The organism is Microbacterium sp. 77mftsu3.1, assembly GCF_900100525.1.
Lineage (GTDB): Bacteria > Actinomycetota > Actinomycetes > Actinomycetales > Microbacteriaceae > Microbacterium > Microbacterium aquilitoris.
This window is the reverse complement of sequence record NZ_FNCR01000001.1, coordinates 172,049-191,003: the sequence shown is the minus strand read 5'-3', so window position 1 is coordinate 191,003 and position 18,955 is coordinate 172,049. Positions and strand designations below refer to the sequence as shown.

The 18,955-nt window shown below is 68.0% G+C and carries 22 protein-coding genes; 20 read left to right on the top strand and 2 right to left on the bottom strand.

Features of this window, described 5'->3' with window-relative positions; all coding sequences use genetic code 11:
- Positions 1-45 precede the first annotated feature (45 nt).
- The 20 genes from BLR68_RS01085 to BLR68_RS00990 all read left to right on the top strand — a co-directional run bounded on the left by BLR68_RS01085 (position 46) and on the right by BLR68_RS00990 (position 17,340).
- Complete coding sequence (locus tag BLR68_RS01085; protein WP_018188164.1) at positions 46-720, top strand: hypothetical protein; 675 nt, start codon at positions 46-48, stop codon at positions 718-720.
- A gap of 44 nt (positions 721-764) precedes the next feature.
- Positions 765-1,154: a head decoration protein gene (locus BLR68_RS01080; RefSeq protein ID WP_018188163.1), complete on the top strand. Its 390-nt coding sequence runs from the start codon at positions 765-767 to the stop codon at positions 1,152-1,154.
- A 12-nt stretch (positions 1,155-1,166) separates the two neighbouring features.
- On the top strand, positions 1,167-2,207 hold the full coding sequence (locus BLR68_RS01075) for a major capsid protein (RefSeq protein WP_018188162.1): 1,041 nt from the start codon (positions 1,167-1,169) through the stop codon (positions 2,205-2,207).
- A 56-nt stretch (positions 2,208-2,263) separates the two neighbouring features.
- On the top strand, positions 2,264-2,674 hold the full coding sequence (locus BLR68_RS01070; protein WP_018188161.1) for a hypothetical protein: 411 nt from the start codon (positions 2,264-2,266) through the stop codon (positions 2,672-2,674).
- A 2-nt stretch (positions 2,675-2,676) separates the two neighbouring features.
- Entirely contained in the window at positions 2,677-3,066 is a 390-nt protein-coding gene (locus BLR68_RS01065; RefSeq protein ID WP_018188160.1) for a hypothetical protein, read from the top strand.
- The gene (locus BLR68_RS01060; protein ID WP_018188159.1) at positions 3,063-3,455 is read left to right on the top strand and encodes a DUF6093 family protein; all 393 of its coding nucleotides are present in this window, start codon (positions 3,063-3,065) and stop codon (positions 3,453-3,455) included. Before BLR68_RS01065 ends, BLR68_RS01060 begins: the two co-directional genes overlap by 4 nt.
- A 13-nt stretch (positions 3,456-3,468) precedes the next feature.
- Positions 3,469-3,960, top strand: coding sequence for a hypothetical protein (locus BLR68_RS01055; RefSeq protein WP_018188158.1), 492 nt, complete (start codon positions 3,469-3,471; stop codon positions 3,958-3,960).
- Positions 3,960-4,376, top strand: a complete 417-nt coding sequence (locus BLR68_RS01050; protein WP_018188157.1) for a hypothetical protein — start codon at positions 3,960-3,962, stop codon at positions 4,374-4,376. Before BLR68_RS01055 ends, BLR68_RS01050 begins: the two co-directional genes overlap by 1 nt.
- Before the next feature lie 8 nt (positions 4,377-4,384).
- Positions 4,385-4,654, top strand: a complete 270-nt coding sequence (locus tag BLR68_RS01045) for a hypothetical protein (protein WP_018188156.1) — start codon at positions 4,385-4,387, stop codon at positions 4,652-4,654.
- A 9-nt stretch (positions 4,655-4,663) separates the two neighbouring features.
- A complete protein-coding gene (locus tag BLR68_RS01040; RefSeq protein ID WP_143015711.1) occupies positions 4,664-5,179 on the top strand; it encodes a phage tail tube protein in 516 nt (171 codons plus the stop codon).
- 81 nt (positions 5,180-5,260) lie between these two features.
- Positions 5,261-5,752 (top strand): hypothetical protein, encoded by a 492-nt coding sequence (locus BLR68_RS01035; protein WP_018188154.1) that lies wholly within the window; start codon positions 5,261-5,263, stop codon positions 5,750-5,752.
- A gap of 359 nt (positions 5,753-6,111) precedes the next feature.
- Positions 6,112-8,859 carry a phage tail tape measure protein gene (locus BLR68_RS01030; RefSeq protein WP_018188153.1) on the top strand — a complete coding sequence of 916 codons (2,748 nt, stop codon included), beginning with the start codon at positions 6,112-6,114 and terminating at the stop codon, positions 8,857-8,859.
- Between the two features lie 10 nt (positions 8,860-8,869).
- Positions 8,870-9,775 carry a hypothetical protein gene (locus BLR68_RS01025; protein ID WP_018188152.1) on the top strand — a complete coding sequence of 302 codons (906 nt, stop codon included), beginning with the start codon at positions 8,870-8,872 and terminating at the stop codon, positions 9,773-9,775.
- Positions 9,775-10,902 (top strand): Gp37-like protein, encoded by a 1,128-nt coding sequence (locus tag BLR68_RS01020; RefSeq protein WP_018188151.1) that lies wholly within the window; start codon positions 9,775-9,777, stop codon positions 10,900-10,902. The genes BLR68_RS01025 and BLR68_RS01020 overlap by 1 nt, the downstream gene beginning before the upstream one ends.
- Positions 10,903-10,904: 2 nt before the next feature.
- A complete protein-coding gene (locus BLR68_RS01015; RefSeq protein WP_018188150.1) occupies positions 10,905-12,827 on the top strand; it encodes a tail fiber domain-containing protein in 1,923 nt (640 codons plus the stop codon).
- 62 nt (positions 12,828-12,889) lie between these two features.
- Positions 12,890-13,678, top strand: a complete 789-nt coding sequence (locus BLR68_RS01010; RefSeq protein WP_018188149.1) for a M23 family metallopeptidase — start codon at positions 12,890-12,892, stop codon at positions 13,676-13,678.
- On the top strand, positions 13,678-14,166 hold the full coding sequence (locus BLR68_RS01005) for a hypothetical protein (RefSeq protein WP_018188148.1): 489 nt from the start codon (positions 13,678-13,680) through the stop codon (positions 14,164-14,166). The genes BLR68_RS01010 and BLR68_RS01005 overlap by 1 nt, the downstream gene beginning before the upstream one ends.
- A 2-nt stretch (positions 14,167-14,168) precedes the next feature.
- Positions 14,169-14,492 carry a hypothetical protein gene (locus BLR68_RS01000; protein WP_018188147.1) on the top strand — a complete coding sequence of 108 codons (324 nt, stop codon included), beginning with the start codon at positions 14,169-14,171 and terminating at the stop codon, positions 14,490-14,492.
- Positions 14,489-14,854, top strand: coding sequence for a hypothetical protein (locus BLR68_RS00995; RefSeq protein WP_018188146.1), 366 nt, complete (start codon positions 14,489-14,491; stop codon positions 14,852-14,854). Before BLR68_RS01000 ends, BLR68_RS00995 begins: the two co-directional genes overlap by 4 nt.
- Positions 14,854-17,340, top strand: a complete 2,487-nt coding sequence (locus BLR68_RS00990; RefSeq protein ID WP_026302978.1) for an SGNH/GDSL hydrolase family protein — start codon at positions 14,854-14,856, stop codon at positions 17,338-17,340. Before BLR68_RS00995 ends, BLR68_RS00990 begins: the two co-directional genes overlap by 1 nt.
- 28 nt (positions 17,341-17,368) lie before the next feature.
- On the opposite strand, the gene BLR68_RS00985 is transcribed toward BLR68_RS00990, so the two are convergent.
- The gene (locus BLR68_RS00985) at positions 17,369-18,244 is read right to left on the bottom strand and encodes an SGNH/GDSL hydrolase family protein (protein ID WP_176770662.1); all 876 of its coding nucleotides are present in this window, start codon (positions 18,242-18,244) and stop codon (positions 17,369-17,371) included.
- A gap of 310 nt (positions 18,245-18,554) precedes the next feature.
- A complete protein-coding gene (locus tag BLR68_RS00980; protein ID WP_026302977.1) occupies positions 18,555-18,830 on the bottom strand; it encodes a hypothetical protein in 276 nt (91 codons plus the stop codon).
- Positions 18,831-18,955 lie beyond the last annotated feature (125 nt).

The following is an 18,955-nucleotide window of genomic DNA, read 5'->3' as shown; positions in this document are numbered from 1 at the left end:
GGCCTTAAACGGTGGCCGCACGGGCCTTAAACGGGAGAGGACATCATGAAGAGCAACGCCTTCGGACAGATCACCGGTACCGGGTTCGCCCCCACCTTCCACCGCCCCTTCCTGCGCTACTTCGCGCCGGTCGACGACGCGGCCGGCGGGGGCGGCGACGGAGCCGGTGGCGACGGTGCGAATGGGGGCGACGGTGGAGACACCGGATTCAAGCCCCCGGCATCGCAGGAAGAGTTCGAGCGGCTTGTCGCTGCTCGCGTTGCTCGAGCGGACCGTAGCGCGCGGGCCGACGAGCGTCGGAAGCTCGAAGAGTCGAAGTCGAACCCCAAGCCGGGTGACGCACCGAAGCCGGGCGACGAGAAGGCCGGTGACCATGCCTCGGGAGTATCCGAGGAGGACGTCGACAAGCGCATTCAGGATGCCCTCGCAGCGAAGGACCGCGAGCTCGCCATCGAGCGCATTGCGGACCAGCTGGACAAGGCCCTCGAAGGCCGCAAGTACACCGCCTCGAAGCTCCTCACTCTCGATCGATCCCAGTTCGTCGCGGAAGACGGCAAGTCCGTCGACACCGTGAAGCTGCAGAGCTGGGTCGACGAGAACTCGGAGGAGGGTGCCGCACCGAACCGTCGACTCCCCGGCCAGGGAGAACGGGGCGATGCGGACGGCGGCCTCGAAAGCGGGAAGTCCGCGTACGAGAAGCGACACCCCAAGAAGAACTAGTCGCCGGCAAGCGCCGGGGCTGACCCTCACGAAAGGAATACCTCATGGATCTCGGACTCAAGACCGAGACGTTCGGCGGGGACGACCAGTCCTGGCTGGACTCGGCGCACGGTCAGGACGCTGCGATCAGCGTCACGATCGTCCCCGGTGCCGGTGGTGGTTTCACCTCCGGCACGCACTACCCCGTCGGTCACCTCCCGTCGGGCACGAAGCTCGGCAAGATCACCGCGTCGGGTAAGTACGGCCTGTACGACGACACGGCGACCGATGGCCGCCAGACCCTCGTCGGCTTCCTGCTGACCGCCCAGAAGATCGGGAGCAACGACGTCGTCGGCCCGCTCCTCGTCCACGGTCGGATCAACGAGGCCGCTCTCCCGTTCACCGTCGACGCGAACGGCAAGGCAGACGTTGCCGGCCGTATCCAGTTCATCTGAGAGGAGTGAGCCATGCTCATCACCACGGACTACATCACTCCTGCTGAGCTGACGGGGTACGCTCGCGCGGCCCTCGCCGACATCGAGCAGAACCAGTTCACCCTGTCGGCGTTCCTCCCCTCGGAGCCCGTCGACGACCTGCAGTACCGATTCACCCGCGGTGGCCAGGGTCTCGCGGAGGCGGCCTCGTTCCGGTCGTATGACGCTGAGTCGTCGATCGCGAGCCGCCCCGGTGCGACCCGCGTTACGGGTGAGCTGCCCCCGGTGTCGCGCAAGATCAAGCTGTCGGAGTACGACCGTCTGCGGCAGCGTTCGCTGGACGAGTCGATCCGCAACTCGATCTTCAACGACACCGACCGGATGGTGCAGGCCGTCGCGGCCCGCATCGAGCTCGCCCGAGGCGCGGCCCTGGCGACCGGCAAGGTGACGCTGAACGAGGACGGTGTGATCGGTGAGGTCGACTTCGGTCGTCGGTCCGCTCACACCAACGTCGCTCCCGGCACCCTCTGGTCCGTCGCGGCATCCGCGACGCCCATCGCGGACCTGATCGCCTGGCGCAAGACGTACCGGGCGAACAACGGCGGCACGAACCCGGGCGCCATCCTCACGTCGGAGACCGTGCTCGCGCACATCCTCCGTGCCGCCGAGGTGCGCAACCTGGTGTCGGTCGGTGCCACGGCGCCGTCGATCGTGTCGCCCGCCGCGCTGAACACGCTGCTCGCCGCGTACAACCTGCCGCCGATCGTCCTGAACGACGCGCAGATCAACGTCCGCAACTCGAGCTCCGGCGTCGTCACGGCGTCGCGTGTCATCCCGGAGTCGAACGTCATCCTGCTGCCCGCCGCCGGCGACACGCAGCTCGGTGGCACGTTCTGGGGCACCACGGCGGAGTCCCTCGAGCCCGAGTACGAGCTGACCGGCGAAGAGCCGGGGATCGTCGCGGGCGCTTACTCCACGAAGGACCCGGTCGCGGTGTGGACGAAGGCCGCGGGCATCGCGCTCCCGGTCCTCGCGAACCCCGACCTGACCTTCCAGGCCGTCGTCACCGCGTGACCGATTGGGAGGGAGGCGGCTTCGGTCGTCTCCCTCCCTCATCAGAGGAGAAGAGCATGAGCAAGAAGCTGAACACCTTCGTCACGGTCCACGACGAGGACTTCGCGGCCCACACTTTCGGCCCCGGGGACAAGCTCCCCAAGTGGGCGAAGGACAAGATCACGAACCCGAACGTCTGGACCACCAGCCCGGATGAGGACAGCGACTCGCAGGAGACGCCGGAGAACCCGAGCGGCACCGGCACCGCCGCGACGCCGGAACCACCGGCAGCGGGCTCCACGGAGTCGGAGGATGCCGGTTCGCTGACTCCTCCGCCCAAGGTGGGCGCTGGCTCGGGTGCCGACGCGTGGCGCGACTACGCGGTGAAGGCGACGAAGGCCGCAGGGCTGAACGTCGACTTCGCCGAGGACGCGAAGCGCGGCGACATCATCCAGGCGCTCGAAGACGCGAAGATCGCGACGGCCTGACCGTGTGGCCGCCCGTCACCGTCGATGATCTCGAGTCGCGGTGGCGGGCGCTCACCGACGACGAGAAGCCGGTCGCGGAGACGCGGATCGGGGACGCCGAAGCTGAGGTGCAGTACCAGCTGCAGCAGCGAGGCATCCTCGTCCCGCCGACCGATGACCTGTGGAAGACGCTCTACACCTCGACCGTCGTCGAGATGGTCCGCCGCTACCTCGTCAACACCGAAGGGTGGCTCGAGGAGTCGGAGGGCATCGACGACTACCGGATCACGCGACGCCGTGACAGCGCCGTATCGTCCGGCGCGGTGTACGTCACCGATGCGGAGATCGACAAGCTGGTCCCGCGGCGCCGGCCGAAGCGTGGGGCGTTCTCGATCGTGCTGGGGTCGTCGTGAGTGTCGAATCGATCCTCGCTCGCGCCCGAGCACGCACCGCGGAGACACGGTTCACCGAGGACGTCGTCGTCGGGACGTTCAAGCTCCAGACGAACCCGACCACGGGGAAGGCGGAGCGAGTCCCAGCGACGGTCGAGTACGAGGGGCCGGCGCAGATCGCTCTCGCCACTCTCGCGGTCTCCGACAGGGACGTCGTCGCTCAGGACCTCGCCGACCAGTCGCCCGTGGTGAAGCTGCCGTCGGGCACGGTCGTGTCCCGGGACGCCGAAGTGCTCGTCAACGCTTCTCGTGTGGATCAGTCGCTCGTCGGCACCCGCTACAGGGTGTCCGGCAAGCCTCAGGCGGGCCAGACCTCGGCCGCGCGATACCCGGTGCAGATCCTCAGCTGACAGGGGGTGAGCGGTGGCGGACGCGTTCGACATCTCCGAGCTGCGGGACCTCGAACGTGACCTCACCGAGCTCGCCGACCTCGTGCCGGCGGAGGTGCCGGCGGTGATGCAGCAGGTCGGAGCCCGCACGAAGGCCCGGTGGATCGAGTTGGCCGCGAGGAACCCGCTCGGCCGCCAGTACACGGCAACGATCGACTACGAGACGCGGGGCGTCGGTGCCTTCGGGCAGGGCGTCCTCTACGTCGAGATCGGCCCGAACCTCGAACGCTACGGCGGCAAGACCGGAAAGGGCGGCCTGGTCCCGTCCGCCGGCATCTTCGACGACCCCCTCGTCACGCCGATGGGAGCCCGGCCCGACCGGTCCCGCCGGGAGGCGGAGAAGTTCGCCGCGGAGGACCTGATCCGCGGGATAGAGGTCGCGATCGAACGCTCCCTCGCCCGCACCCGGTTCCAGTCCACCCTGTCCGGCGCCGTGTCCGGCCTGCTCCGCGGAGGGATCTACTGATGACCTCTCAGGCCCACCACGCCGCGATGAAGGCGCTTCTGGACTCGTTCCCTATCCTCACCGGATCGGGGCACGACGCGGTCCGCCTGCGCGGGCCGGGTGACTTCGTGCAGGACAACTACTGGGTGTTGTGGCCGTCCACACCGGACACCCTCACGCAGTCGCGCTACAGCGAACGCGTCACCGCGAACTCGCGCGCGACGTACATCTTCCAGTTCCGCGCCGTCGCTGTGGACGCGACCGGGTGCGCGCTCATCGCCGACACCGCGCTCGCCATCGTCGGCCAGGACCTCGCGGTCGATGGCCGGTACGTGTGGCCGATCCGGCTCGATGAGGGCAACGACGTCGACTACGACCCGAAGGCCGACCTGTACTTCTGCGATCTCGCGTTCGAGGTCGTCTCCGACCTCGCGTGAGGAGCCCCATGCCGTTCGTTCGCGTCCGAGGCAAGAAGCCCGGCGACCCGCTGCACGAGTACGACGTCGCCGTCCCCGAGGCGGCAGCGAACCCCGACATCTACGAGGTGATCGACCCGATCCCAGTCCAGAACGCCCGCGCCGCGACCTTCGTCGCCGGAGTGGTGAAGGCCCCGCGGCCCGCGCGCAAGCGCACCGCGACGAGGACCGCGAAGAAGCGCACCTCGAACCGTCCTGGTGAGGACACATCAACCGCCCCCGCGGGGGCCGACTCTTAGGAGGACGCATTGCAGGAAGCAGTGCAGCGCGGCCAGGCCGCCGATGGGCGTGGAATCGTCCTGTGGGCACCGACCATCGCGGATCCCACGAAGCCCACCGTCGCCGAGCTCAACGCCGCGAGCGTCAAGCGGCTGACCTACGGGCTCGCGCCTGACGGGTTCAACCACTCGATGACCATCGCAACGATCACCGCCGGCCGGTACACCCTCGACCAGGCGCTCGAGCTCGACGGCACCGTCACCGACACCGTCGAGGTCCGCTGGGTCTACAACCGCACCACCCCGACCCAGGTCGAGACGGTGCTCGGCACCCCGGGGGTCGACGGCAACATCGTCCACATCCTCGGCTACCCGAACGACCACGAGATCGACGAGGACACGAAGATCAACGCGATCATCCCGGTCACCACGTCGATCCCTCGCGATGTGCCCCCGACCGCGAACAGCGAGCTGATGAAGATCCAGAAGCTCAACGTCCGCGACAAGGTGCGCCGCGAGCACGAGATCACGGTCCAGGCGGCCTGACCGACCCCGGGGTGGGGTTTCCCTCACCAGGCCCCACCCCGGCCCCCCTTCCGCATGGTGAGACATGGTGAGGAGCAGAACGTGAACATCCAGGAACTGATCAAGAAGCAGCGCGCCGAGCTCGCGCAGGAGAAGATCGCGACCGTCGACATCGTGCTCGGAGGTGAGCTCGTCACGGTCACCGCCGTCAAGCTCCTCCCCGACGCCTGGCAGCAGCTCGTCGCGAGCTGCCCGCCTCGCACCGCCGTTCCCGGCGACTCGAACATCGGCTACGACCAGGCGATGCTCCCTCGCCTCTACCCCGCAGAGCATCTCCGCGTTCAGGGGGAACCCGTCACGAGCGAGGAGTGGGCCGACCTCTGGTCCGTGCTCGAATCCGTGCACCGCAACAATGTCGGCACTGTCATCTGGGGCCTCAACCACTACGCGGCCGTCAAGGAGCTGCGTGAGCTGGGAAAAGCGGCGGCGGGCTCGGCGTCAAGCTCGCCCGCTCCCTCGGCATCTCGCCCCGCCGCTTCCAAGGCTGGGAGCCCGCGGAAGTCACGCGCCACTACGACGCGGAAGGCCAGCTGACCGGCACGTCGATCACGACCCGGGAACCGGAGTTCAACGACCGCGACCGGGCACTGATCCTCGCGGACTACGAGCGTGAGCACACGCCCCGCGGATCCCACGGCGTCCCCATCGCGGAAGCGACGAACCCGCTGAACAACCCGGCTTCGACCGAGTCGACCGGGCACTTCGTCGCGGAACCGTTCTCGGACTTCGCGCAGGACGCGCTCAACAAGGCGCAGAAGGCGCGTCGAGACGCCGTCGGCGACGACGACTGGCCCCTCCTGTGGGTCGTCCGCTACGAGGCGTTCGGCGAGCCCGCGAACGGCGGCTAGCAGCCACAGGACACACCCACGGAGGTCCCTTTGTCGAACCGTCCCGTGGGTGTCTCCCTCTCCGCTCAGGTCAACGACTGGAACCAGGCGTTCGCGACCGCGCAGAAGTCGGTCCGGGACACAGGGTCCGAGGTCGAACGGCTCTCCCAGAAGAAGCAGGAGTTCGAGCTCCTCGGCCGCGGGATGCTCGTCGCGGGTGGCGTCATGGCCGCTGGCGTCGGCCTGGCGATAGGCAAGTTCGTCGAGTTCGACCAGGCCATGTCGAACGTCATCGCGACAGGCGACGACGCGACGGAGAACCAGGTCGCCCTGCGTGACGCCGCGATCGAGGCGGGCGCCGCGACGGTGTTCTCCGCGACGGAGTCCGCGAACGCCATCGAGGAGATGGCGAAGGCCGGTCTCAGCGCGAAGGACATCCTCGGCGGCGGCCTGACCGGGTCGCTCGACCTGGCTGCTGCTGGTGGCCTCGGCGTCGCCCGGTCGGCGGAGGTCATGTCGACCACGCTGCAGCAGTTCAAGCTCGACGGCACGGACGCCTCCCACGTCGCCGACCTCCTCGCTGCCGGCGCGGGCAAGGCGATGGGTGACGTCGAGGACATGGCGCAGGCCCTGAACCAGGCCGGCCTCGTCGCGCACCAGTTCCAGGTGCCCGTAGAGGAGACCGTCGGCACGCTGTCCGCGTTCGCTTCCGCCGGCATGCTCGGCTCGGACGCGGGCACGTCGCTCCGCACCATGCTGTTGCGTCTCGCGAACCCGACGAAGGAGAACGCCCAACTGATGGAGTCGCTGGGCATCAACGCCTACGACTCCACCGGCAAGTTCATCGGCCTCGCCGGTCTCGCGGGCGAGCTGGAGACTGCGTTCGCCGGGATGACCGAGGAGCAGAAGCAGTCCAACCTGGCCATGATCTTCGGTCAGGACGCGATCCGTGGCGCCTCGATCCTCCTCCAGGAGGGTAAGGGTGGCATCCAGGAGTACACCCGGATGGTCGACGACCAGGGGTACGCCGCGGAGACCGCTGCGAAGCGACTCGACAACCTGAAGGGTGACGTCGAGGGTCTGAGCGGAGCGATCGACACCGGCCTCATCCAGATGGGGGAGTCCGCGAACGGTCCCGGGCGCTTCTTCGTCCAGTTCCTCACCGGCCTGGTCGACGGGTTCAACGAGATGCCCGACGCCGGGCAGTCGGCGGTCTTCTGGATCGGCGCTGCCGGGGCGGCCGTGTCGATCGCCGGGGGGCTCTTCTTCACCGCGGTCCCGAAGATCGCAGAGTTCCGGTCGGCGCTCGACGGCATGCCCCCCGGCGTCCAGCGGCTCTCTCGCGGGCTCAGCACTCTCGGCGGACTCCTCGGAGCCTTCGCTGTCGCGGGCGCCGCTGTGGCGGGCCTCGAGGCGATCGGCGGGGCGCTGCGTGGCGTAGAGGCCGACGCGACGGAGCTGCAGAACACGCTCACGAAGGGCAGCCTCGACAAGGCGCTCGCGCAGTCCGTCGAGGGAACCTCGTTCCCGTGGGAGGTAGAGCGGGTCAAAGAGACCCTGCAGGACCTCGGCGGTGTCCTGGACCAGATCCGTCAGGGCGCTCCGTCGTCGAACAGCGACGACCCGATCGACATCTACTTCGACCAGCTCAGCGCGTCCGTCACGAACCTCGGCGACGCCCTCGCCGGCGTCTCGCCGGATGAGCTCGTCGGCGCACTGGCGGCCATCCGCGAGCAGTACGACCTGACCGACGAAGACATCCTCACGCTGATCAACAGCTCCTCGGATCTGCGCAACGCGCTCATCCAACAGGCGGATGTCGCGGGCCTCGCGGCCGACGACAACGTCCTCCTGGACATCGCGCTCGGCAAGATCAAGCCCTCCGCTGACGAAGCATCGGCAGGCGCGCTCGACAACGCTGCAGCCTTGCAGGAGCTTGAGGGCGCCGCGCAAGGCACGGGGACCGAGGTCGACAAGCTCGCGGACCAGATCCGGGGCTTCGGGTCCGTGGAGCTCGATTCGCGTGCAGCAGCGCGCGAGTTCGAGCAAGCGCTCGATGACCTCACTGAGTCCGCGAAGAAGAACGGTTCCACCCTCGACAACACGACCCAGAAGGGGCGCGACAACGAGGCGGCAATCGACTCCGCCGCGAAGAGCGCCCTCGACTACGCGGCAGCGACGGCCATCCGGACAGGTTCGGAAGAGGACGCCGCGAAGGTCCTCGCCGAGGGACGCAGGCGTGTCATCGACATGCTCGGCGCGTTCAACATCACGGGCGACGCCGCGGAGGACTACGCCGACGACCTAGGCCTGATCCCGAAGAACATCGGCACCGCCGTAACTCTCAACGGGTGGGAAGCGGCGATGGACAACGCGCGCGAGGTCGCTCAGGCCATCCGCGACATCCCGGGGCGCAGGGACGTGGTCATCAACCAGATGGTCAAGCAGACCGGCGCCGCACGAGGCGAGGTCGCCGCGGCGTACAACGCCAACGGTGGCCTGTACGACTACAAGGCGTTCGCCAACGGCGGGTTCGAGCCAGGCATTTACGCGGGTCGAGCCGCCGGGATCCACAAGTTCGCTGAGCCGGAGACGGTCTGGGAGGCGTACGTATCGGGGAAGCCGGATCAGCGTGAGCGGAACATCGCGATCGCGGAGAACGCGCTCATGCGACTCGGTGCGCAGAGGGGTTCCTCGGAGCGCGCCCCGATCCACGTCGATAACCGCGGCGCGACCTACTACTCCTACGACCCCACCCAGGTGTCCAAGGAGAACGCGCTCGCGCTTCAGCGGGCGATGGATGCCAGTTTCTGAGGAGGCGTGAATGGGGATCGTCTTCGCCGCACCAGCGGTTCAGCCGGATCCGCGTGAGGTCGCAGAGGGCCGGTTCATGTCGTGGACCGGGGTGAACGGTGAGACGTTCGTCCTGTCGTACGGCACGTTCCCCTCGATGCTCCCGGGCGTGCAGGGCCTGCACATGCCGCAGATGGACGTCCGGTCGTCGTCGTCGCCTCTGGTGCACGGTGAGGACCTGCGGAGCTACCACATCCCGTCCCGTCGGGTGTTCTGGCCGCTGATGTTCCAGGCGCGGTCGGCGAGCGAGTGGCGCACACAGCACGCCGCGTTCTTCGACTCGTTCCACCCCATCGTCCCGGGCACGTGGACCGTCGGGGAGGGCGATGACGCGCGGACCCTCGCGCTCGTCGGCGTCTTCGACGGCAACCACGTGTTCCAGGTCGACCCGTTCCTCACGGGCTACGCGAACATCGGGCTCGAGCTGTCTGCGCCCCGCCCGCTGTGGCGGGGCCAGGCGGTCCGGCAGACCTTCCTCGGCGCGGAAGCCGGCGTCGACTTCATCCCGGACGAGCCGGGCGACGTCTACTACCTTTCCTCGGATTCGTCGTTCGCCCTGGCGAACATCGACAACCCCGGGAACGAGCCGGCCTACCTCACGTGGACGGTGAACGGCCCGCTCACGAGCATCCAGCTCGGGGTCGACGGCGCGATCATCGAGGTCGCGATCCCGGTGCCCGAAGGGTCGGCTCTCACGATCGACACGGACCCGGCCGCACAGTTCGCGACCCTCGATGGTGACGACGTGACCGCGGAGCTTGGGTTCCAGCTCTTCGGACCCGTCCCCGCGGGTGGGACCTCGCCGCTGGTCATCCAGGCGGAAGGCACCGGGTCGGTCGTGGCGGAGCTGACACCTCTGTACTGGCGGGCCTACTGATGCAGCTCGAACATATCCTCGTCGAGCTGCAGACAGCGTCGTCGTCCTTCGTGAAGCAGCTGCTGCCGTCGGCAACGACGTGCACCCTCCGCTACAACAAGGCGTCAACCGCGAGCATCACCGTCCGCGACTCCGACCCCGCCGTTCCCGCACTAATTGCACCAGGCGCCCGCGCGACGGTCTGGCTGATCACCCTCGACGAGGGCCTGCTCACTCAGCGCCGGCTGGTCGAGGGTCGCGTCGGGCAGATCGAGAGCGCAGGACCCTACGGGAATCTGACAGCGAGCGTGGTCGACGACTTCTCGTGGTTCACGAGCATGCTCGCGTGGCAGAAGCCTGACGCCGCCGTGACCGCGCAGACCTCCGAGTTCGCGACCTACACCGGTCCGGCGGAGACGCGGGCACTCGCCGTGATCGCTGCGGCCGTGGACCGTCTCAACCTGCCGGTGGACGTGCCCGCATCGGAGGGTCGCGGCCCGGTCGGTGTGAGCCGGTTCCGGATGGACCAGGTCGCGACCGTGGTCGACATGCTCACAGACGCCCGCCTGCAGCTCACCATCGAACGCAACCGGGAGACCGGTAGGTGGGTGGTCGAGATCCGCACGGGCGCCGTCTACACCCGAGCGCTCACCGCTCTGTCCGGAGTGATCTCCTCTTGGAGGATCGCGCGGCAGCCGGCGACCGCGACACGCGTGGTCGTCGGCGGCGCCGGCCAAGGCGTCGCGCGCGAGTACAAGACGGTCATCAACTCGGCGCTGGAAGCTGAGCTCGGCCGTGTGCTCGAGGTGTACGTGGACGCTTCCGACGCTGAGCCGGGCGCTGACCTCACCCCGTACGGGCTGGAGGCGCTCGCAGCGAACGCTGAGAAGGGGAGCGTGGCCGCGGAGCTACGTGAGACGTCCTGGTTCCGTTACCCGACCTCCTACGACCTCGGCACCCGCGTGCCTGTGCAGGTCGGGCCCGCCGCCATTCACGACATCGTCAGCGAGATCACGGTCGCGCACACGAACGAAGCGGGCTTCACCGTCACGCCCCGATTCGGTTTCGCCGACATGGAACCGCAGACCCGCCTCACGAAGTACGTCGCGTCGATCGCGAAGTCCGTGCGCAGCTTGGAAAGAAGGTAATCATGGCGATCGTCTCCAAGGGGTACGAGCGTGCTCTGACCTACGCGGAGCTCGGCGAGCTTCTCACGTACGCAGGGGCATCCTTCTCGGTGTTCGGTGCGTCCTCGTTCGAGGTGGTCCCGAACCCCGCCGACCGGACCCTGAACGTCCAGCCGGGCCGCGCCTCCGGGCGGGGGATCGTCGATGTGTCCTACGACGTCGAGATCGTCGGTGGCGCCGCGGTGGCCTCTGGCAGCCGCTGGGATACTGTCGTGCTCCGCCGCAACTGGGCGGACAAGACGACGACCGTCATGGTGCTCAAGGGCAACTCGACGAAGGCGCTCGCGTCGACGCGGCAGACCGTGCCTGGTGTGATCGATGACCACCCGCTCGCGCTGGTGCGGTTCACCGCCGGCCAGGCGTCCGCACAGGAGGTCGTCGACCTTCGTGTGTGGAACGGCGACGGCGGCGCTGCAGCGAATAGCGACTCCGTCCGCCTCTTCCTCGAGCGGATCGGTACTCGCGTCACCGTCGGCTCGGCGGTGTGGGTGCGGCAGATCGTTGCTGGCGTCCCGACGTGGGTGGACGCGCGCGCGGAGATCACCGAGGCGACGACCACCGGTACGGACGGCGGCGGCGGGAAGCTGGCGAAGTTCACCCCGGAGGGTCGTCTCGCGGTCGCTGACCCGGAGATCAACGCGCACGTCGCCAACAAGCGGTACGTGGATGCGACCCTGAAGCCGACCGCAGACGCCGTCACGAAGGCGACCGCGATCGGGACGGGCACGGGCGGCGGGAAACTCGTCCAGTGGAGCCCCACCGGGAACCTGCTGATGGCCGACCCGACGCAGCTGGGCCACGGCGCGACGAAGCGATACGTCGACAACCTCACCGACTCGACGACGTCGGGTGCCAGCGGTGGGGGAGGGAAGCTCGCCCGGTACACCCCCGAGGGTCGCCTGGGCATGTCCGAGCCCACCGCGCTCGAGCACGGCGCGACGAAGCGGTACGTCGACAACGCGACCGACTCGTCCACCTCGGGCCTCACAGGGCCGGGGAAGCTCGCCCGGTTCACGGGCGGTGGCCGCCTCATCGTCGCCGACCCGACCGACCAGGACAGCGCCGCGAACAAGCGCACCGTGGACACAGCCGCCGCCGCAGCGAAGGCCTACACGGACGTCGCCGCGGCCGTCGCGAAGGCGTACACCGACAGCTCGACCGAAGCATCCGTCTCCGGCCCGTCGGGTGGGAACAAGCTGGTTCGGTGGTCCGCGAGTGGACGCATCGAGATGGCCGACCCCGCGACACCTGAGAACGGCGCGAACAAGCGCTACGTCGACAACGCCACGGCCGGTTCCACGTCGGGACCGTCCGGTGGGGGGCAACTCGCACGGTGGAGTTCGGGCGGGCGCCTCGACATGGCCGACCCCGCTACCCCGGAGAACGGGGCCAACAAGCGGTACGTCGACCAGAAGACGGCCGACCTGCCCGCCGTTCGCAGCGGTGGGTTCAACGGGGACGTCTGGAACCGGAACCTCACCGGCACCCGCCGCGCCGCGTACATCACGAACGAAGGTGCGGAGCCGACTTACCTGGGCCACCAGTCGTCGGCTGCGAAGTACAAGCAGGACATCGCCGAGATGGAGATCTCGGACGAGCAGATCCTGTCGATCGCGTTCGTCCTGTACCGGTATCGGGAGCAGGTCGCCCAGCACGGTGACGCCGCTCCGGTGGATGCCGGAATGATCGCCGACGCGCTCGACGCGGCGGGTCTCGGCTGGGCCGTCTTCTACAACGAGGACGGCGAGGTCGAGGGCATCCACTACGAGCGTGCGTGGCTCGCGATGCTCCCGCCCTTCCAGCGCGCCATCGAACGCGTCCGTGCTCTCGAGTCGAGTCACACCGACCTTGTGGCGCGCGTGGCAGCCCTTGAGGCCGCGGCGTAACCCCATCAGTCACGGAGCCCCCGGCTAACCACCGGGGGCTCCTGCGTCCCCGAGGAGCACCGATGACCCCCACCACGCTTGACCTCGCCGAGGTCTACGGACCCGCGCGTACCAGCTCCAACGTCTTCTGGAAGAAGAGCTCGCGCTACTCCGGCGGCTACCACCGCGGCGCGGACTACCGCGAGCAGAACGCGTCCAAGACGGCATCGGTCGTCACCGACGTCGTCGCGATCCTCGATGGGACCGTGGTCTACGCGGGCACCGCCCCGGGCGGCGCGCTCGGCGGGACCGTCGTCATCAAGGGCCGCTACCTCCTCCGCACCGTCTACGAGTTCCACTCGCACACGCTCCCGGCCGTGAAGGTCGGGGACAAGGTCCGATCCGGGCAGCGCCTCGGCCGCAACGCGTCCTGGGGTGACGACGAGAAGTGGACCGGTCGACGCGTGAAGCGCCCCGGGCTGTCGATCACGTGGGACGGGATGCACGACCATCTCGTCTTCTCGTACTACAGCGACGGTGCGTGGAACACGAGCCGCAAGGTCATCGACCCGGTCCCGTTCATTCGCCGTGCGATCGCCGCGCAGCAGAAGTCCAAGCCCACCCCCAAGCCCGCCGGGAAGCCGGCACGCACCCCGAACCCTGAGGAGATCGAAATGGCCGCCACCGTGTACGTGAAGGCGAAGAAGTCGGACCCTGTCTACGAAGTCAAGGATGGGTTCAAGCGTCAGCTGTCTGTGCCCGAGTGGGCGGCGATCAAGACGGCGTTCGCGGCCGCCGGCTGGAAGCTTCCCTACTCGAGCGAGAAGCTGACCGTCGAGCAGGTCAACGCGATCCCGACGCGAGCGAAGTGATGGAGCGCCACCCGGTGCCGCCCAACAAGCGGCGCGTACTGGAGGCGTTCATCCGCATCATCGACATCGTCGCGTACGGGATCGTCATCATCGGCGGTCTGTACGCGGCGCTGTTCACCCCGACGAGCGTCGTGGAGGGCCTGGCCAGCGCGGAATGGCTCGTCCCCATGTGGGCGACGTTCCTGCTCGCTGGCGGGGTCGGTGGGGCCGTAGGGCGCATCACCCGCATCTGGATCCTCGAACCGCCCGCACTGGTCCTCGGAATCGCCGGGGTGGCGATCTACTTCATCGTCCTCGGCAACACCCTCTTCGAGTCGGTCACCGCGGGCGTCGCGACATCGCTGGTGTTCTACGCCGGCATCCAGATGCTCCGCCGGTACGTCGAACTACAGATCTTCGGCACGGACCCCGATGTGCACGGCTTCGCCGATCGCATCGCAGAAGCCCTACGGAGACGGACGGGGAACGTCGCTCCTGGAGAGGAGTAGGCGTGGCCGATCTCGACCTCGTCCCCATCATCGTCGCCTTCCTGGGGGCTGGTGGTCTCGGTGCTTTTGCGCGAGAGATCGTCGACATCATCTCGAAGGTGAAGCGGGGCGTCTCCACGAAGGAGACGAACCGGAAGAACGACATCATCGCCCAGCGCGACTCCGCTGTTCGAGCCGCCGAAGCGGAGCGCGACCGGCGCATCGCCTTCCAGGAGTATTCGGGCGTGCTCCGCTACCAGCTGCGCGTCAACGGCGTCGTCCCGGACCCGCTTCCAGACGGCCTCGAGGACACCCTCAACCCCCACTCACCCAAGGAGCCGTCATGATCACGCGCTACGCAAAGTCCATCGTCTACATCGCCCTGACCGCGGTGATGTTCCTCGTCACCGCCCTCTCGGACGACGCCCTCTCCGTCGAGGAGCTTCTGAACCTCGCTGTGGCCGTGATCGGCGCGGTCGTTGTCTACCTCGTCCCGAACTTCTCGACTGCCGTGGGCAAGTATGCGAAGACCATCGCGACCGCGGCGACCGCTGGCATCCTCCTGGCGATCTCGTTCCTCACAGACGGCATCTCCTTGGTCGAGTGGATGCAGATCGGTATCGCGTCTCTCGCTGCCATCGGTGTGTACATCGTGCCGAACGAGACCCGTGTGCTCTCGACGACGGCCTACATCTCCAAGGGGGTCTGATGGTCGACTACTTCGATCAGCCGATCGCGGTTGACCCGACTGCGAACGACGGGGAGGGCGCTCTCGTCGCCAGCGCGGAGTTCGAGGTGTTCGCAGGGGACGACCTGTCCTTCACGACACCCCTCGCGGTCTACGAGGCCGTCTCAGGTTCAGAGATCAGCACGCTGCGCTCGTCGGGTATCGGCCAGCTGCCGCAGTTCCGGGTGGAGGGCGACCCCGAGTACGTGATCCTGAAGTCGGGGCAGTTCGAGGTGCGTTTGCGTTCCGTGTTCGGTGCGGCGAAGCAGGCTGTCGCGGATGCCGGGCTGGGCCCTGAGGTCGTCGCCGAGGTGCTGCAGGCTGCGTCGGATGTCGCTGGTCTCGCGGACGACGCCGCTACGTCGGCGGGGGAAGCTTCGACTTCCGCCACCGCTGCGGGCGACTTTGCGACTGCCGCCGAGGGTGCTGTCACGGACGCTGTGGCGGCGAAGGGCGGCGCAGAGTCCGCCCGTGACCTCGCTGTCGCCGCCGCGGAGGCCGCTCAGGCGCCGACGGTTGAGGCGATGGACGCTCGGATCGAGCAGAGGCGGGACGCGCCGGGCGGGGTCGCTCCGATCGGATCCGACAAGAAGGTCCCCGATGCGAATCTCCCGGATCGCCTCGCCGACTCTGCACTCACCGCCAAGATCGTCCCGGGTCCGGCGGCCACCGCGGCGAACACGCAGCGGTTCCTCACAAAGCTCTACCGCGGCGTCGAGGACGCGAACGTCCTGCATCCCGGCACGTCGCTGGGCAACGAGCCGATCGAGTACGTCAACCTGTTCTGGACGCAGTTCGCGCCACGATTCCCGTCGCACACCTTCATCCTTCACGGGTGGGATGAGACCGGTGGCGCGGCCTACGACACCGGTTCCGCAGGCCCGGCGACGACGATCCAGGTCGGAACTGGACCGCGCACCGTCCACATCTGGCGAGCGTGCGCCGCCGGTATGCGCACCGACTACCTGCTCGGCTCACGCTGGCAGGCCGCGGTCGTCGCGACGAATGCCGATCTTGTATTCGTTGAGCACGGCAAGAACGAAGGGTCCCTCGCGGCGGCGGGTCCGATCATGTGGCGCGGTCAGTACCTCGCGCTCACCGAAGCTCTTTCCGCCGCGCTTCCGTACGCGGGCATTGTCCTCGTCCTCGAGCCGCCCAACACGGGCGACAATGACATGGCGCTCAAGAACCGTGTCTACGAGGAGATCGCGCAGCTCCGCGGCTACGGCGTCGTGAACACGCACGACGCGTTCCTCGCCACCGGGAATCCGAACGCCTACATCAAGGCGGACGGCATCCACCCCACCACCTCCGCTGACGCTCCCGCCCCGAATGGGTCGCAGCTCATGGCCGAGTGCCTGCTCGCCGCGATGCAGCTCGACATCCGCACGGGCGCCGTGCACGCGCAGCAGACGTCGTCGCTGACCTCGTCCGCCCCGCAGCTGCTCAGCAACGGCAACTTCGCCGCTTTCGGCGGGGCGGTGCCAGACGGATTCGTGGTCTCGGGCGCGACCGTGTCGAAAGACACGCGGGCGGGCTACTTCGAGTCGCCGAACGGGTATGCGCTTCGCCTTCAGGCAACGGGGCCGGCGCAGTCTCTCATCCGAGGCGACATCCCGGTCGCTCCGCTGCGGGGTAAGTACGTCACCCTCGCGGTCAAGATGCGCCTCCCTGCTGGTGCCGGCGGCACGCGAGGGCGGATCAGTCTCACCGATGGCGTCACGAACGTGACCTCATCCTCGGCGCTCTCGCACGCGCGCGACGGCTTCCACCACAAGATCCTCACGATCAAGGTGGCGGACAACGCCGCGTATCTGCGAGCGATCGTCTACGGCGACACGGCGGCGTCCGCCGCCGCCGACATCACGATCGACATCATCTCTGTCGTCGAGGGCGTCCTGCCGCGACTCGCATCGCAGGGATCTCCCGGCCCTGCAGGACCGGCCGGCTCGGGCGACCCGTCGGCGGTGCCGCATATGTCGACGATCGGCACGGACCCGTTCCTGACCGCACTGGCGGGAGGGTCGGTCACGATGCTGTCGGCGAATCAGGCGATCCTGGTTCCGGTGAAGCCGTCGACGGATATCAGCGTCGCGTTCCTCGAATGGGTCTGCGCTGTCCAGTCCGGGAACTACGACATCGGCATCTACGACGACAGTGGCGCCCGCGTCTGGTCGAAGGGATCGTCGGCGTTCCCGGCTGCGAACGCGGGCCAGGTCGAGACCGTGAGCCCTGCGGTCGCGATGCTCGCCGGTACCCGGTACTGGCTCGCGTTCACCGCGGACAACACGACGGGCGCTCCACGCGGGTTCGCGGCGGGCAACTCCGGGTTCATGTCGCTGCTGAAGATGAAGGACGGAAGCAATTACGTCCGTCTCATCTCGGGAGCGTTCCCGCTTCCGGAGACGGTCGTGATCGGCGGCACGGGAAGCTACAAGGCTCCCGCGGTCGTCTTCCGCTCGAGCTGACCTGACCGGCCCCTGGTGCCTCCGGGTATCAGGGGCCGAGGGTCTTGATGACCTGCTCGACCCACACCTGCGAGCCGGCGTCGTTCGGGTGAACCTCGTCGAGCATGTAGTCGGCCACCCACTCCGGGTTCGCGGTGAACGCGTCACGAATGTTGACGAGGGGGACACCGTTGCGGGACGCCCAAGCCGACACGCGCCGCTGAGAGCCCTCGGTCGGTGCCTCACGGGTCCCGTGCGCAGGGTTCTGCAGCATCGCCACGCGGAGGATCCGTCCGCCCCACTGCTCTTCGGCGGCCTTCTGGATCTTGCTGTAGGTCACGTCGACCGGCTCGGGGCCGATGTTGTGCCCGAAGTTGTAGACGATCAGGTCGGGTTCGGCGGGCTGCAACTGATCGCGGATCTCGAGCGCGTTCATCGCGTTCTTCCCGGGCATCGACCCGTTCCAGATCTCGACGGCCCGCGACCCGCTCCCGTAGGTGACGTCCTCGGCGTACGTCTCGTCGACGTCATCCCAGTAGTGGACGGTGACGGTGCTGCCGGTCTCGCCGATGCGCTTCGCCCAGCGAGCTACCCATTCGTTGGGGCCGTTGCCTGTCGAGTCGCCGAGGACGCTGATGACGATCGGATCATCGCCAGCGAGGAGCGCCTGGACCTCTCCGAGCGCGCCATCCGCCGCGACGGGCGACGATGATGGCGAGGCCACCCCGGTCGACAGAGGAGCGACGGGCCGGAGCTCGACCGCCGAGGACGTCGTCGGCTGCGACACGATGGCCGGGATAGCGGCAACCGCCGCGACGACCAGGAACGCCAGCGCGGCACCGATACCCCAGACGGGCATGCCGCCGTACTGCTGACGCCACCAAGCGTTGGCGTTCCGGCGACGTCGTTTCCCCCGATGACCCATGCGCGCGATCCTATCCGAGGCCCGAGGGTGTACGTTTCGCGCATGGTGCAGATGAAAGAGCTCGCTGAGATCGAGAAGAGATGGGTCGAGGACGGAAAGCCGTACTGTGAGCATCCGCGAACGGACAGGGAGTACGCCTTGAGCGCGCACACCGGCGACGTCGGATGCTTGGACTGTGGGGATTCCTGGAGCAAGAACACGGAACCCACGCCGCGCGGGGTTCGGCCCAGTTAGCGATTCCGCTCGAACGAACGCATATGTACAGAACGCCCCCGGCGCCTCTCACGAGGTGGCCGGGGGCGTTTCGTCGTTAGACGGTGCGGACGGTGAGGAGCTGCCAGCCGGCGGGGACGATGGTGTCGAGCCCGTCCCGGGTGTCGGCTTCGACTTCGCGGATGCCGTCGACTCGGCGGAACGTCGCGGTTGCGGTGAGCGCGGTGCTGCCCTTGATCATCCGCACGGGTGCGGACACGAGCTCGAACCCGGTGGGGAGCTGCGCGACTGCGGCGGCGTGGATCTCCTCGAGCGAGTTCCCCGTCAGGTCAGCGGTGCGGGTCTCGTCGGGGCGGATCGTGCCGATGTACATGACCACCAGCCTACGAGCGGGGCGGGATCTCCAAGACCCGTTGGGTGGGAGGTAGCTGCTCGGTCTCATGACGGTCGAGGGCCTCGGTGAGGAGCAACGTGAAAGACGGGTCGAACGAGTCCGGG

What these genes read in the sequence shown, in the direction of transcription:
- BLR68_RS01085 (WP_018188164.1), top strand. Translation starts at nt 46, where the DNA reads ATGAAGAGCAACGCCTTCGGACAGATCACCGGTACCGGGTTCGCCCCC.
- BLR68_RS01080 (WP_018188163.1), top strand. Translation starts at nt 765, where the DNA reads ATGGATCTCGGACTCAAGACCGAGACGTTCGGCGGGGACGACCAGTCC.
- BLR68_RS01075 (WP_018188162.1), top strand. Translation starts at nt 1,167, where the DNA reads ATGCTCATCACCACGGACTACATCACTCCTGCTGAGCTGACGGGGTAC.
- BLR68_RS01070 (WP_018188161.1), top strand. Translation starts at nt 2,264, where the DNA reads ATGAGCAAGAAGCTGAACACCTTCGTCACGGTCCACGACGAGGACTTC.
- BLR68_RS01050 (WP_018188157.1), top strand. Translation starts at nt 3,960, where the DNA reads ATGACCTCTCAGGCCCACCACGCCGCGATGAAGGCGCTTCTGGACTCG.
- BLR68_RS01045 (WP_018188156.1), top strand. Translation starts at nt 4,385, where the DNA reads ATGCCGTTCGTTCGCGTCCGAGGCAAGAAGCCCGGCGACCCGCTGCAC.
- BLR68_RS01025 (WP_018188152.1), top strand. Translation starts at nt 8,870, where the DNA reads ATGGGGATCGTCTTCGCCGCACCAGCGGTTCAGCCGGATCCGCGTGAG.
- BLR68_RS01020 (WP_018188151.1), top strand. Translation starts at nt 9,775, where the DNA reads ATGCAGCTCGAACATATCCTCGTCGAGCTGCAGACAGCGTCGTCGTCC.
- BLR68_RS01015 (WP_018188150.1), top strand. Translation starts at nt 10,905, where the DNA reads ATGGCGATCGTCTCCAAGGGGTACGAGCGTGCTCTGACCTACGCGGAG.
- BLR68_RS01010 (WP_018188149.1), top strand. Translation starts at nt 12,890, where the DNA reads ATGACCCCCACCACGCTTGACCTCGCCGAGGTCTACGGACCCGCGCGT.
- BLR68_RS01005 (WP_018188148.1), top strand. Translation starts at nt 13,678, where the DNA reads ATGGAGCGCCACCCGGTGCCGCCCAACAAGCGGCGCGTACTGGAGGCG.
- BLR68_RS00995 (WP_018188146.1), top strand. Translation starts at nt 14,489, where the DNA reads ATGATCACGCGCTACGCAAAGTCCATCGTCTACATCGCCCTGACCGCG.
- BLR68_RS00990 (WP_026302978.1), top strand. Translation starts at nt 14,854, where the DNA reads ATGGTCGACTACTTCGATCAGCCGATCGCGGTTGACCCGACTGCGAAC.
- BLR68_RS00985 (WP_176770662.1), bottom strand. Translation starts at nt 18,244, where the DNA reads ATGGGTCATCGGGGGAAACGACGTCGCCGGAACGCCAACGCTTGGTGG.
- BLR68_RS00980 (WP_026302977.1), bottom strand. Translation starts at nt 18,830, where the DNA reads ATGTACATCGGCACGATCCGCCCCGACGAGACCCGCACCGCTGACCTG.